The following is a 13,521-nucleotide window of genomic DNA, read 5'->3' as shown; positions in this document are numbered from 1 at the left end:
TCATATATCTTTTTATAAGTAATCATTAGAAATAGAGAAGTTTCATGAAAACGCCATTTAGCAAAATGGACGGTCTTGGAAATCAAATTATTGTTGTTGATATGCGTGAAAGCACATACGCTCTTACACCACAAGCAATCCTTGCTTTGTCGGCAGATCCTGAAATGCATTTTGACCAAATCATGGCTATCCACACACCAACCCAAAAAAAAGCCGACTTCTGCATAGAAATATGGAATGCCGACGGATCAATGGCTAAAGCTTGTGGCAATGGTACCCGCTGTGTCATCGCATGGCTTAAAGATCACAATTTTGGTGAAAAATTTCATTTAGAAACTCCCGCTGGAATTATTGAAGGAAAATACCAAACCGATAATCTCATTTCTGTTGATATGGGATGCCCAAATTTCAATGCAAAAGAGATGCCTGTTTCACGTGAAATAGTTGATACCAATCACGTAGAAATTATGGCTGGTCCCATAAAAGACGCTTGTCTCATATCCATTGGCAATCTCCATGCTATCTTTTTTGTTGAAAATGATATTCAACATATTCCATTAGAAAAATATGGGCCAAAACTTGAACATGATCCCCTGTTTCCCGAACGATGCAATATTTCCATTGCTTGCATAACGTCAAAGAAAAGTCTAAATTTACGTACATGGGAGCGAGGGGCAGGATTAACACAAGCATGTGGGAGTGCTGCTTGTGCAAGTGCAGTGGCTGCTTATCGTCGTGGACTTACAGAGCGCCATGTTGATGTAAATTTACCAAAGGGAACACTTAATATTTTTTACCGAGAAGACGATCATATTATCATGACAGGACCAATTAAATATCACTTTAGTGGTTTTTTAAGCCCTTTAACAGGGTGCTACAAAAAGGATCACTCCTGATGGCAATAGAAATTGTAACTTTTGGTTGTCGACTTAATAGCTACGAATCGGAAATCATTCGCAAAGAAAGTACTTCTTCAGGGCTAGATCAGCTTAAAGATGGTGCTATTATCTTTAATACCTGTGCTGTCACTGCCGAAGCCGTACGACAAGCAAAACAAGCTATCCGCAAAGCAAGACGTGAAAATCCTCATGCGCGTATCATTGTAACAGGGTGTGCAGCCCAAACAGAAGCACAAAATTTTGCCTCAATGACAGAAGTAGATATTGTTTTAGGAAACGAAGATAAACTTCACGCTCATTCTTATCGTCAACTTCCTGATTTTGGTATTAATCATTCTGAAAAGGTGCATATCAATGACATTATGGAAGTACAAAAAATTGCTCCACATATGGTCAGTGCAATGCAAGAGCGCACCCGCGCTTTTGTACAGGTACAAAACGGATGCGATCACCGCTGTACATTTTGCATTATTCCTTATGGACGAGGACCATCTCGTTCAGTTCCCATGGGTGCTGTCATAGAACAAATTAAAAAGCTGATAGGTGGGGGTATCCAAGAAGTGGTCCTTACAGGTGTTGACCTTACAAGTTATGGCCACGATCTTCCTGGAAAAGCTACTCTAGGAAAATTAACTTCAGCTATTTTGCATCATGTCCCTGACTTAGCCCGATTACGCCTCTCATCTATTGACTCTATTGAAGCAGACGAAGAACTCATAAATCTTTTAGCTTATGAAACAAGAATCATGCCCCATTTGCATTTATCTTTGCAAGCAGGTGATAATATGATTTTAAAACGGATGAAACGGCGTCATCTGCGCGAACATGCCATTCAATTTTGCCAAGAATTGCGTACCAAACGTTCTACAATGGTTTATGGTGCCGACTTAATTGCTGGTTTTCCTACAGAAACAGAAGAGATGTTTCAAAATAGTCTTGCCTTAATCAAAGACTGTAATTTAACCCATCTCCATGTCTTCCCCTTTAGTCCAAGAGAAGGAACACCTGCCGCACGTATGCCACAAATCAACCGTAAAATAGTTAAGCTGCGTGCTGAAAAATTGCGTAAAGCAGGTGATATGGCTTACCAAAAGCATCTTGCTCATTTACAAAACAGTCTACAAACAATTCTCGTTGAAAAAGATGAAATCGGACGAACAGAAGATTATACTCTTGTACAAGTTAAAGGTGCAAAAGCAGGAACAATTGTTCAAGCCCTTATCGTTGATCATGATGGCGATAAATTGATTGCTGTCCTTCCAAAATTAAACGCTGCTTGAGCAGGAGAATTCTTATGACTAAATCTTTTATTAAAAAAATATTCTCTTTTAACAAATCTCAAGAGCAAGAAATAGAACAACAAATTTCTATTCCTGATAAAAGCGATATAATAGAAGAAAATAATGAAAAGACAAAAAATAATCAAATTTCTATAGACACAGAAAAAGAAGAACAAACAAAAAATCCAGAGTCAATACTTACAAAATATGATGAAAAATCTCCATTTCTAGAATCCCATTCTGATAAAATTCCCTTTTCTGGTAAAATTATTGTCACAGACAACATCCGTAAAAAAAAGAATGAAGAAATTTTATCTGAACCTTCTGTTGAACAAAAAAAGACAGCGTGGTTTGGGCGCCTTAAAAAAGGCCTATCCCTTTCTTCACAACGCCTAAGCGGATCAATTGGCGATCTCTTTGTTAAAAGAAAACTTGATGAAGATACATTGCAAGAGCTCGAAGATATTCTTATCCAAGCTGACATAGGTGTAGAGACGGCAACACGTATCACAAATACTTTAGCTTCCAGTCGTTACGGAAAAAACCTCTCCCCAGATGATATTCATACTATTGTAGCTGATGAAGTCAAAAAAGTTCTGGAACCTGTTGCAATACCATTAGAACTTGATCTCAGCCATAAACCTCATGTTATTTTGCTGGTAGGTGTAAATGGCACTGGAAAAACGACAACTATTGGAAAACTTTCAGCCAAATTAACAGAAGGGGGATTAAAAGTTATGCTGGCAGCTGGTGATACTTTCCGAGCCGCCGCTATTGAGCAACTACACATTTGGGGTGAACGTACCAATTCTCCTGTTATTTCGACAAAATTGGGTGCAGATGCCGCCAGCTTAGCATTTGATGCTTATGAAAAAGCAAAAAAAACAAACAGTGATGTATTAATTATTGATACAGCAGGGCGTTTACAAAATAAATCTGAATTAATGGATGAGTTGGCAAAAATTATTCGTGTTTTAAAAAAACACACCCCCCAAGCACCCCACACAATCCTTCAAACTCTTGATGCAACAACCGGACAAAATGCACTCAACCAAGTGGACATTTTCCGTGATATTGCTGGTGTTAATGGTTTAGTTATGACAAAGCTAGATGGGACTGCACGAGGAGGAATTCTTGTCGCTATAGCAGCAAAATATAAATTACCCGTTTATTTTATCGGTATAGGAGAAGATATTGAAGATCTTCAACCCTTTTCTGCTTCTGACTTTGCCGAAACTATTGCAGGAAAACACGCATGAAACAGCCTTTATCTAATCTTAATTTACACAATAATTCTGAAAAAAAGATGAATAACAATAAAAAAATTTCTCTCTCACCAACACTTAAGTTTCTTTTGGAAATGGGTCCATTGGTTGCCTTCTTTTTTGCCAATTATAAGGGAGAATGGCTGATAAAAAACATTGGATTTTTTCAAAATTTTAGTAAGCCTATTTTCCCTGCAACAGCTATTTTTATGGTGGCTATTATTATTTCCCTAAGCTTATCATGGATCCTTGCAAGACAAATTCCTATTATGCCTCTTATTTCAGGAATATTTGTTTTAGTTTTTGGCTTTCTAACTCTCTGGCTTCATAATGAAACTTTCATAAAAATGAAACCAACAATCATTAATAGCTTATTTGCTTTTATACTTTTTGGTGGGATGTTTTTTAAAAAACCACTTTTACGTTATGCTCTTGATTCTACCTTAAAACTTGATGATTTAGGTTGGCAAAAACTTACCTATCGTTGGGCGTTTTTTTTCATTTTTCTTGCCATTTTGAATGAAATAATTTGGCGTAATTTTAGCGATAATTTCTGGACAAGTTTCAAAGTATTTGGCGTCATGCCTATAACAGTCCTTTTCATGCTTACCCAAATGCCTATAATTATAAAACATTCAAAAGGACTTTTTACAGAAGAGGACAAATCTGATTCTTAAAAAAATCATCACTACCGATTATTTTATAGATTCATCGCCAAACACTGTTCACGAGAAAAAATATGTTGATTGAACAGTTTATTTGTCGAGAAGACAATTTCGGTGTACTCCTTCATGATGAAAAAAGTGGTATGACAGCTGCAATAGATGCTCCTGAAGGCAAAGCGATTCACAATGCCTTAAAGCGCCGCAATTGGACACTTAACACTATTTTTGTAACTCATCATCATCACGACCATGTAGAAGCCCTATCAGAATTAAAACAAGTTTACAACGCTACGGTTATCGGACCAGAAGCAGAAAAAGAAAAGATCAATCATCTTGATAAAACACTTCAACCTGATGAAAGTTTTTCTTTTGGCTCACACCTTCTTTTAGCTCTTTCAACACCTGGTCATACTCTAGGCGCATTATCTTACTATTTTCCTGAAAAGAATTTACTCTTTGCTGGAGATACACTTTTTTCATTGGGCTGTGGACGTCTTTTCGAAGGAACACCAACACAAATGCTGAATTCTTTAAAAAAACTTCGTAAACTTCCTGATGAAACACTTCTTTATTGTGGACATGAATATACAAAAAATAACGCTCTTTTCGCACTAACAATTGACCCACATAATAAAAAACTCCACCAAAGAATAGAGGAAGTTTTTTTGCTACGTGCAAAAAACGCTATGACTTTACCAGTAACCTTAGGGCAAGAAAAAGCCACCAATCCCTTTCTCCGCTGGGATGATAGTGTGTTGCGAAGAAACCTTGTAATGGAAGAAGAAACAGATGAAGAAGTCTTTGCTGAAATTCGAAGAAGAAAGGATAATTTTTAACTATGCGTAAGTTCGTATTACGTTTGTTCCTGCTTTTTCTTTTCGTGATACATATTCAACAAACAATGGCAGAGGAAAAGGAAACAGATAATTCTTCTCTTATATCATCTCTCATTGCAAATTATCCCTTAACAGAAGATTTTCTTTTAAAGCTGGAAAAAATTGAAAAAGAATGTAAAAACTTACTTCCAGAAACAAAAAATAATCTTATAACTTATGATTCTAGTATCCAATCTAGTATTGAAAATTACACTACCTATATTTCTAGTAAACCAAAACTTGTAAATATTTTAAAAGAAAATAATATAACACCGAAAGATTTTGCTTCAGGAACCTTAGCTCTTAAAGAAATATCAACGCTTCTCATATTTGTACCTGAAAAGGAATATTCTACTGAGAAAAATACTATATTTCTAAACAATCTTGAATTTGTTAAAAAACATTTTTTTAAAGCGACAATTCTTTTAGATAACTGTGAAAAACTCATTTTGAGCAACTAATCAGCTATGACACATTAAAAAATCACCGTGTTTTTATCATTCCTAATAATTGGGTTTATTTCGATTATATTTAACAAATGTTTTTATAAAAATAAAGAATAACAGACGAAAAAATATTTATTGAAATTCAAAAAAGAAAGGATAATTTTTAGTCATGTTTAAACTTCTATTGTGCTTTTTCTTCATTTTTCCTTTTGCATCATACGCTCAAGAAAAAAAACAAGAAATAGATGATCTTTCTTTTATACCGCCTTTCATTGCAAATTATCCCTTAACGGAAGATCTTCTTTTAAAGCTGGAAAAAATCAAAATAGAATGTAAAAATTTATCTTCAGAACCAGAACAAACAAATAAAAAAAGTGATTTCAATAATTATAATGATAATATTGAAAAATACGCTGCCTATATTTCTAATAATCCAAAACTTGTGAATATTTTAAAAGAAAATAATATAACACCGAAAGAGTTTGTTATTGCTCACCTAGCACTTCAAGCGACATTGTATGTACTTACTGATGAAGGAAATTCTACTTATGAAAAAAACTTTTTACCTCCAAGCAATATAGAATTTGCTAAAGAGCATATGTATAGAATAATAAAAATTTTAAAAGATAACTGTTAAAAAACTTTTTATAACAATTGATTAACTTTGTAAACGCCGACAAATTTCATCTAATTGTTCTAATGAAGAGTAATGTATTTTTAAATCTCCACCTTTTTTACCATGTCGAATAATAACTTTCATTCCTATCACATCTGCAAGTAATTTTTCTAAAGATTTTGTTTCAGCATCTTTCTCCGTATTGGTACGCTTTTTAGTTTTAGGATTAGCTTGCTCATATGCAAGTATTTCTGTTTGACGTACTGAAAGCCCTTCACGAATAATTTTCTCAGCTAAATTTTGTGGATCATCAACCGTTATAAGACAACGTGCATGACCTGCAGAAAGTTGTCCATCAGTTAAGAATTGTTGTACTTTTTCTGGAAGTTTTAACAAACGAAGCGTATTTGCAACATGACTACGACTTTTTCCTATAACTTGCGCTAAATCTACTTGCGTATAATCATGTTCATTTAGAAGCATCTCATATCCCTTTGCTTCTTCGATAGGATTAAGATCTGCACGTTGAACATTTTCAATAATTGCCAATTCCAAAGCCGTTTTATCGTCCACATCACGAATAATAACGGGTAATTGACTTAAATTTGCACGTTGTGCTGCACGCCAGCGCCGTTCACCCGCAATCAATTCAAACCGATGAGGATGATCTCTTAAAGGTCTCACAATAACCGGTTGAACCACACCGTGTTGACGAATTGATTGTGTCAAATTATCAAGCTCTGTTTCAGTAAAATGACGCCGAGGATTGTGAGGATTACATGAAATAGTTTCAATAGAAATAAATCGCTCAGAAAGACTACCGGATTCATTTAATTTATCAAAGCTTGATGAACGTGCAATATTGTTGTTTAAATTGATATCTCCAATCAATGCCGCTAATCCACGTCCTAGTCTTTTTTTTGATAGATCATCGTTCATAATTTTGCTCTTTGAATTTTCTTACAAAATTTTTTACATTTTTAAGCAGCAGCACGTGCTTGTTTTTCACGTTGAATCATTTCTGATGCTAGACGCAAATAAGCTTGGCTTCCAGCACATTTAAGATCATAAAGCAATACAGGTTTGCCAAAAGAAGGCGCTTCTGATACTCTTACATTTCGTGGAATAACAGTACGATAAACTTTATCTCCCATAAAAGAACGTACATCTTCAACAACTTGATTTGAAAGGTTATTACGTCCATCATACATTGTTAAAACAATACCTTGGATTTCTAAAGATGGATTAAGTACGGATCGCACTTGTTTTACTGTTTCAAGTAATTGACTTAAACCTTCAAGTGCTAAAAACTCACACTGCATAGGCACTAAAACAGAATCCGCAGCCCCCATAGCATTAAGTGTTAAAAGATTAAGGGAGGGAGGACAATCAATTAAAATATAATTGAATTTTTCTTCCATTTCCGGATCATCATAGAGAGCTTTACGTAAGCGTTGTATGCGATCTTTTGATGAAGAAATTTCCATTTCCACACCTAAGAGATCAAGTGTAGAGGGAACTATATAAAGATTGGGTACGGCTGTTTTTAAAGCCGCCTGTGTAATTGAAACGCCCGAAACCAAAACATCATAAGAAGATAAAGGACGGCTATTACGATCAATCCCTAAACCTGTACTAGCATTACCTTGTGGATCAACATCCATAATAAGGACATTTTCACCAATAGCCGCTAAAGCTGTAGCAAGATTAATTGCTGTGGTTGTTTTTCCGACTCCACCCTTTTGGTTTGCAATAGCGATAATTCGTGTTTCGCTCATTTTGCTCTACCCTCTATATGATCGAATATGAGAAATTTCCAAAATAACAGAATTTTCATCAACTTTACTTTTATGTTTTAACAGATCAAAGTGCCAATTGGCAGAGGCATTTTTTATTTCTGTAGCGTAATCCCGACCTTTTTGCAAAAGAGCTATTGTTTTTTCTGTTAATAAAGGAAAAATGAGTTGTAAAAGAGTATCAAGCGGCGCTAATCCCCGTGCCGTTATAATATCAGATATGGGAATTTTTTGATATATATCTTCAATTCTAGCGTGATAAACCGTTGCTGGAAGATTAAGTTGAGCAATAACTGTTCGCAAAAAAGCAACTTTTTTCCCATTACTTTCAACAAGATTAATATGTGCTGTTTTTTTTTCTTTCAAAAAGATAGCAATCACAATTGCAGGAAAACCTCCTCCTGATCCTAAATCACACCAATGTAAAGAATGAGCATACAAAGGAAAAATTTGTGCTGAATCTAGAATATGTCGTGTCCATAGATCTGGTATAGTTGTAGCAGATATCAAATTAATATGTGTATTCCACTGAAGTATTAAAGACTCAAACTGAATTAAATTTTCCATCGTTTCACGTGAAACAGAAGGAACAATATTTAATAATTGTTGATATTTTTTTTCTGTAGAAAAATTCATTAAGCTGTTTTAGCCTTTTCACGTCGTTGACGTTGAATATGTGTAATAATAAGCGATAACGCGGCGGGTGTCATGCCATCAATTTTTTGTGCATCAGCAATTGAACGCGGCGACACTTCTTGAATTTTTGATTTAAGTTCATTTGAAAGACCTGAAATTGCCTGAACATCAAGAGAAGAAGGAATTTCTAAACGCTCATCTCTCTGAAGAGAGGCAATATCTTGTGCTTGTTTATCTAAATAAACCGCATATTGTGCTTCAATTTCTAAAGATTCTGCTGTTTTAGAATCAATTGTTTGTAATTGTGGCCAAAAATTTGAAAGACGCTCTAAGGTCATATGAGGATAAGCAAGAAAATCATAAGCCGAACGCCGAATTCCATCATGATTAACATGTAATCCATGAGCAGAAGCTTCATTGGGTGTTAAAAAAAGATTTTGACATATTGATCGTGCTTGATCAAGCCGTTGTTGTTTTTTCTGATAACATTCCCAACGTATTTTACTCACAATACCCCATTTTTGTGCCAAAGGTGTTAAACGCGTATCAGCATTATCAGATCGTAAAGATAAACGAAATTCAGCACGTGATGTAAACATCCTATAAGGTTCACAAACACCACGTGAAACTAAATCATCAATCATAACACCAATATAAGCAGTAGAACGACTTATAAGTATTTCATCTAATTTACCTACTTTACGTGCAGCATTTAATCCAGCTAAAAGTCCTTGTGCTGCTGCTTCCTCATATCCTGTTGTACCATTAATTTGGCCTGCTAAGAACAAACCCGGTAAAGAACGTAATTCTAAGTTTCTCGTTAATTGTTGTGGATTAACAAAATCATATTCAATAGCATAACCAGGTTGCAAAACTATAGCATTTTCCAATCCTTCAATGGTTTTCAATAGAGAAATTTGTACATCTTCAGGAAGAGAAGTAGAAAGACCATTTGGATAAACAGTATCATCATTTAATCCTTCTGGTTCCAGAAAGATCTGATGTCCATCACGTTCTCCAAATTTCACAATTTTATCTTCAACAGAAGGACAATAACGTGGTCCTAACCCTTCAATATTTCCAGAATATAAAGCAGAGCGATAAATATTCTCGCGAATAATTTGATGTGTTTTCTCATTTGTACGTGTTATTGCACATTCAATTTGTGGTTGTTCAATTTTCTCTGTTAAAAGAGAAAAGGGTATGGGATTTTCATCTGCTTGTTGTTTTTGGAGAGCTTCCCAAGCAATTGTTTTTTTACTCAAACGAGCAGGGGTTCCTGTTTTTAATCGTCCAAGTTTTATATGATATTTTTTCAAATGTTCAGCAAGTTTTACACTTGACTGATCTCCCATACGACCAGCAGCCCATGTTTTATTACCAATATGAATAAAACCATTTAAAAATGTACCTGTTGTTAAAACAACAGCACCAGAAAAAATTGTTCCTTGTTTTTTTAAAATAACACCTGATACACAATTATCTTTAACAACCAGATCAATAACTTCATCCTCAATAAGAGTAAGATTTTCTTGTTCTTTTAATAATTTTTGAATTGCTTTTTTATAAAGTTGTCTATCTGCCTGTGTCCGTGGTCCTCTTACTGCCGGTCCTTTACGTCTATTAAGTAGTCTAAACTGAATTCCAGCAGCATCTGCTGCTCTTCCCATAAGACCATCTAACGCATCTATTTCACGAACTAGATGCCCTTTTCCAAGTCCACCAATAGCAGGATTACACGACATTGTTCCCAGTGCTGATATTTTATGTGTAACAAGCACTGTTTTGGCTCCTACACGTGCTGAAGCTGAAGACGCTTCACAGCCAGCATGACCACCACCAACAATAACAACATCATATGATTGCATTTAATTCATTCCGTAGAAAATATTACAAGGTTTCACGTGAAACAGTATATAAATTACATAATCTTTATAATCTGTCTATGAAATAATCAATGTTTCACGTGAATCATTATTTACCAACACAAAATTCTGAAAAAATAATATCAAGCAAATCTTCAACATCAATATCTCCTGTAATTTTCCCAAGAAAATCACTTGCACAACGGAGATGTTCTGCACGTAAACTGAGATCAAGAGAATGATAATTAAGAGAAAATTCAATCTCTTTAACAGCCTGCTTTAATAATTGAAGTTGCCTTTTACGTGCTGGAACAATATTTCCAATTTTAGAAGCACGATAATGACAAAATGATTCAAGTTCTTTTATAAAATAATCAAAATTTAAACCAGTTAATGCGGAAAATTGTATAGACCAACGCTGATCACTTTTTTCATAAAGATCAAGCTTATTGCCAACACACCATATTTCAGCCGATGTTTCTGGTAAATCAACTTGCGTAGGATTTCCTATATCATAAACCAAAATAACCAAATCAGCTTCCATAACATGCTGTTTAGCAACTTCTATTCCCATCTGTTCTATTTTATTTTCTGTTTTTCTAAAACCAGCAGTATCTGTTAAAAAAATAGGTAAACCACCAAGAATAATTCTCATTTCTAAAGCATCACGGGTTGTTCCTGCTTCTTCCGTTACAATAGCAACAGATCTTCCTGAAAGACGATTCATAATGCTTGATTTTCCAGAATTTGGAGCACCAGCAATAACAATTTTTAATCCATCACGTAAAATACTCGCACGTTCTCCTTCAGTAATATATTCCCGAATAGAAGTACAAAGATCATCAACATCTTTCCAAACTTTATCAGATATTGCGTTGGGAATATCTGCTTCATCAACAAAATCAAGTTCTGCCTCAATAAAAGCACGCGCCTTCATAAGCTTATGACGCCAATCACGATAAAGCGTCGTTAAATGTCCACTTGTACCCATAACAGCTAAACGCCGTTGGCTTTCCGTTTCTGCTTCTATTAAATCAGCAAGACCTTCTGCTTGAACAAGATCTAATTTTCCTTCCATAAAAGCACGACGTGAAAATTCACCTGCCTCTGCAATACGGCATCCAGAAAATGTCGACAATTCATCGAGAAAACGATTAACTACTGCTTTTCCTCCATGTAAATGGAATTCTGCACAATCTTCCCCCGTAAAACTATGAGGAGAAGGAAAAAAAACAGTTAAACCAGAATCTAAAAAACTACCATCACGAGCAGTAAGATTTCCATAATGCATAAAACGTGCTTTAGGTAAACGACCACAAAGCGTTTTAACTATATCCACAACATGAGGACCAGAAAGCCGAATGACTGCAACCCCTGAAGGTAACAATCCACTCGAAACAGCAAAGATTGTATCCACAGGTTTTATCCTAATAAAAACTTTAATAACTCTACGTATTCATTGAATCAAAAAATTCACTATTATTTTTTGTTTGCTTTAATTTATCAATCAAAAATTCAATTGCATCTGTTACATTCATAGATGCTAAAATACGACGAAGAACAAAAATTTTGTGTAAATCTTGTCGTTCTACCAGAAGTTCTTCTTTACGCGTTCCTGACTTTAAAATATCCATAGCAGGGAAAATACGTTTATCAGCAACTTTTCGATCAAGAACAATTTCCGAATTACCTGTTCCTTTAAATTCTTCAAAAATAACCTCATCCATACGACTTCCTGTATCAATCAAAGCCGTTGCAATAATAGTTAAAGATCCGCCTTCTTCAATATTACGTGCTGCACCAAAAAAACGTTTTGGACGCTGGAGGGCATTTGCATCCACACCACCTGTTAAAACTTTACCCGAAGAAGGAACAACTGTATTATATGCACGTCCAAGACGTGTAATAGAATCGAGAAGAATAACAACATCACGCCCATATTCAACGAGACGTTTGGCTTTTTCAATGACCATTTCTGCCACTTGTACGTGACGTATTGCTGGTTCATCAAAAGTAGAAGAAACCACTTCTCCTTTTACTGAACGCTGCATATCAGTAACTTCTTCTGGTCGTTCATCTATTAAAAGAACAATGAGATAGCATTCAGGATGATTAGTGGTAATAGAATGAGCAATATTTTGAAGTAAAACTGTTTTTCCCGTTCGAGGAGGAGCTACAATTAACCCTCTTTGTCCTTTTCCCAATGGAGATATCAAATCAATCACGCGTGATGACATATCTTTCTCTGTAGGATCTTGTATTTCCATTTGGAAACGTTCATTTGAATAAAGAGGAGTAAGATTATCAAAGTGGATTTTATAACGAATCTTTTCAGGTTTTTCGAAATTAATTGTATTAATTTTAAGGAGAGCAAAATAACGTTCTCCCTCTTTTGGACTGCGTATGGGTCCTTCAATTGTATCGCCTGTTTTTAAAGAAAACGACTGTATTTGTGCAGGTGAAAGATAAATATCATCAGGACCAGGAAGATAATTAGCATCAGCAGATCTCAAAAATCCAAATCCGTCTTGTAAAACTTCAACAACACCTTCTCCTATAATTTCAACGTCTTGTAGAGCAAGTTTTTTCAAGATAGCAAACATTAATTCTTGTTTGCGCATAAGGGAGGCATTTTCAACTTCTAATGTTTCAGCAAAAGAAACAAGCTCAACGGGATTTTTGCTTTTAAGTTCTTGTAGTTTCATTTTTTGCATGAAATATGCTCTTTGTAATTAAGGAGAAGATTGTTCTAAATAATTTATGGAAATTTATGAGTGAAATATTATTAAGAAAAAATATCCTACACTCAATTTTTTTAATCTGCAAGTACCATTTATATGAAATTTGTTCCTGTAATATTAAGTAATTATATGAAAAACTTGAAAAAATGTAAAATCCAAATAGTATTTAATTATTTTAATAACAAAAATGTGAGTTAGAATTATAGCATTAATGAAATGCTATTCAAAAGTATTTTTTACAGAAATTTATATTAATAAATTTATATTAAAGAAAGGATTATTCTTATTTATAACTGTGTTTAGTGTGGATTATTATTTATCCTCAATTTTATCCACAAAAGGAACTGAAAAAAGAATAAAAATATCACTATCTTAAAGATATTATCCCCTCTTTTTTTATAAGAGGGATTAAATTATCACAAGCATTTAATTTGTGC

General features: G+C 34.6%; 13 protein-coding genes. 7 read left to right on the top strand and 6 right to left on the bottom strand.

Annotated elements, in window-relative coordinates; genetic code table 11:
• Window positions 1-44 precede the first annotated feature (44 nt).
• The 7 genes from dapF to ACFINO_RS00775 all read left to right on the top strand — a co-directional run bounded on the left by dapF (window position 45) and on the right by ACFINO_RS00775 (window position 6,067).
• On the top strand, window positions 45-896 hold the full coding sequence (gene dapF / locus ACFINO_RS00805) for a diaminopimelate epimerase (protein ID WP_375654820.1): 852 nt from the start codon (window positions 45-47) through the stop codon (window positions 894-896).
• Window positions 896-2,179: a tRNA (N(6)-L-threonylcarbamoyladenosine(37)-C(2))-methylthiotransferase MtaB gene (gene mtaB / locus ACFINO_RS00800; protein ID WP_375654818.1), complete on the top strand. Its 1,284-nt coding sequence runs from the start codon at window positions 896-898 to the stop codon at window positions 2,177-2,179. Before dapF ends, mtaB begins: the two co-directional genes overlap by 1 nt.
• A 14-nt stretch (window positions 2,180-2,193) precedes the next feature.
• Window positions 2,194-3,438 (top strand): signal recognition particle-docking protein FtsY, encoded by a 1,245-nt coding sequence (gene ftsY, locus ACFINO_RS00795; protein WP_375654816.1) that lies wholly within the window; start codon window positions 2,194-2,196, stop codon window positions 3,436-3,438.
• Window positions 3,435-4,121, top strand: a complete 687-nt coding sequence (locus ACFINO_RS00790; protein ID WP_375620900.1) for a septation protein A — start codon at window positions 3,435-3,437, stop codon at window positions 4,119-4,121. The genes ftsY and ACFINO_RS00790 overlap by 4 nt, the downstream gene beginning before the upstream one ends.
• 62 nt (window positions 4,122-4,183) lie before the next feature.
• Window positions 4,184-4,945, top strand: a complete 762-nt coding sequence (gene gloB, locus ACFINO_RS00785; RefSeq protein ID WP_375633636.1) for a hydroxyacylglutathione hydrolase — start codon at window positions 4,184-4,186, stop codon at window positions 4,943-4,945.
• A gap of 2 nt (window positions 4,946-4,947) precedes the next feature.
• Window positions 4,948-5,445, top strand: coding sequence for a hypothetical protein (locus ACFINO_RS00780; RefSeq protein WP_375633637.1), 498 nt, complete (start codon window positions 4,948-4,950; stop codon window positions 5,443-5,445).
• A 154-nt stretch (window positions 5,446-5,599) separates the two neighbouring features.
• A complete protein-coding gene (locus ACFINO_RS00775) occupies window positions 5,600-6,067 on the top strand; it encodes a hypothetical protein (RefSeq protein ID WP_375633638.1) in 468 nt (155 codons plus the stop codon).
• A gap of 21 nt (window positions 6,068-6,088) precedes the next feature.
• Here ACFINO_RS00775 and ACFINO_RS00770 read toward each other — a convergent pair whose 3' ends face one another.
• The 6 genes from ACFINO_RS00770 to rho all read right to left on the bottom strand — a co-directional run bounded on the left by ACFINO_RS00770 (window position 6,089) and on the right by rho (window position 13,057).
• Window positions 6,089-6,985, bottom strand: coding sequence for a ParB/RepB/Spo0J family partition protein (locus tag ACFINO_RS00770; protein ID WP_375642794.1), 897 nt, complete (start codon window positions 6,983-6,985; stop codon window positions 6,089-6,091).
• A gap of 41 nt (window positions 6,986-7,026) precedes the next feature.
• A complete protein-coding gene (locus tag ACFINO_RS00765; RefSeq protein WP_375617447.1) occupies window positions 7,027-7,824 on the bottom strand; it encodes a ParA family protein in 798 nt (265 codons plus the stop codon).
• A gap of 6 nt (window positions 7,825-7,830) precedes the next feature.
• A complete protein-coding gene (gene rsmG / locus ACFINO_RS00760) occupies window positions 7,831-8,478 on the bottom strand; it encodes a 16S rRNA (guanine(527)-N(7))-methyltransferase RsmG (protein ID WP_375654813.1) in 648 nt (215 codons plus the stop codon).
• Window positions 8,478-10,346, bottom strand: coding sequence for a tRNA uridine-5-carboxymethylaminomethyl(34) synthesis enzyme MnmG (mnmG, locus tag ACFINO_RS00755; protein ID WP_375654811.1), 1,869 nt, complete (start codon window positions 10,344-10,346; stop codon window positions 8,478-8,480). Before mnmG ends, rsmG begins: the two co-directional genes overlap by 1 nt.
• A 106-nt stretch (window positions 10,347-10,452) precedes the next feature.
• The gene (gene mnmE, locus ACFINO_RS00750) at window positions 10,453-11,760 is read right to left on the bottom strand and encodes a tRNA uridine-5-carboxymethylaminomethyl(34) synthesis GTPase MnmE (RefSeq protein WP_375654809.1); all 1,308 of its coding nucleotides are present in this window, start codon (window positions 11,758-11,760) and stop codon (window positions 10,453-10,455) included.
• A gap of 31 nt (window positions 11,761-11,791) precedes the next feature.
• Window positions 11,792-13,057: a transcription termination factor Rho gene (gene rho / locus ACFINO_RS00745; protein ID WP_015857121.1), complete on the bottom strand. Its 1,266-nt coding sequence runs from the start codon at window positions 13,055-13,057 to the stop codon at window positions 11,792-11,794.
• Window positions 13,058-13,521 lie beyond the last annotated feature (464 nt).

The organism is Bartonella sp. AA83SXKL (genome assembly GCF_042196965.1).
Classification (GTDB): Bacteria; Pseudomonadota; Alphaproteobacteria; order Rhizobiales; family Rhizobiaceae; genus Bartonella.
Note: the sequence above shows the minus strand (reverse complement) of the source record. Positions and strands in the feature narration are given on the sequence as shown.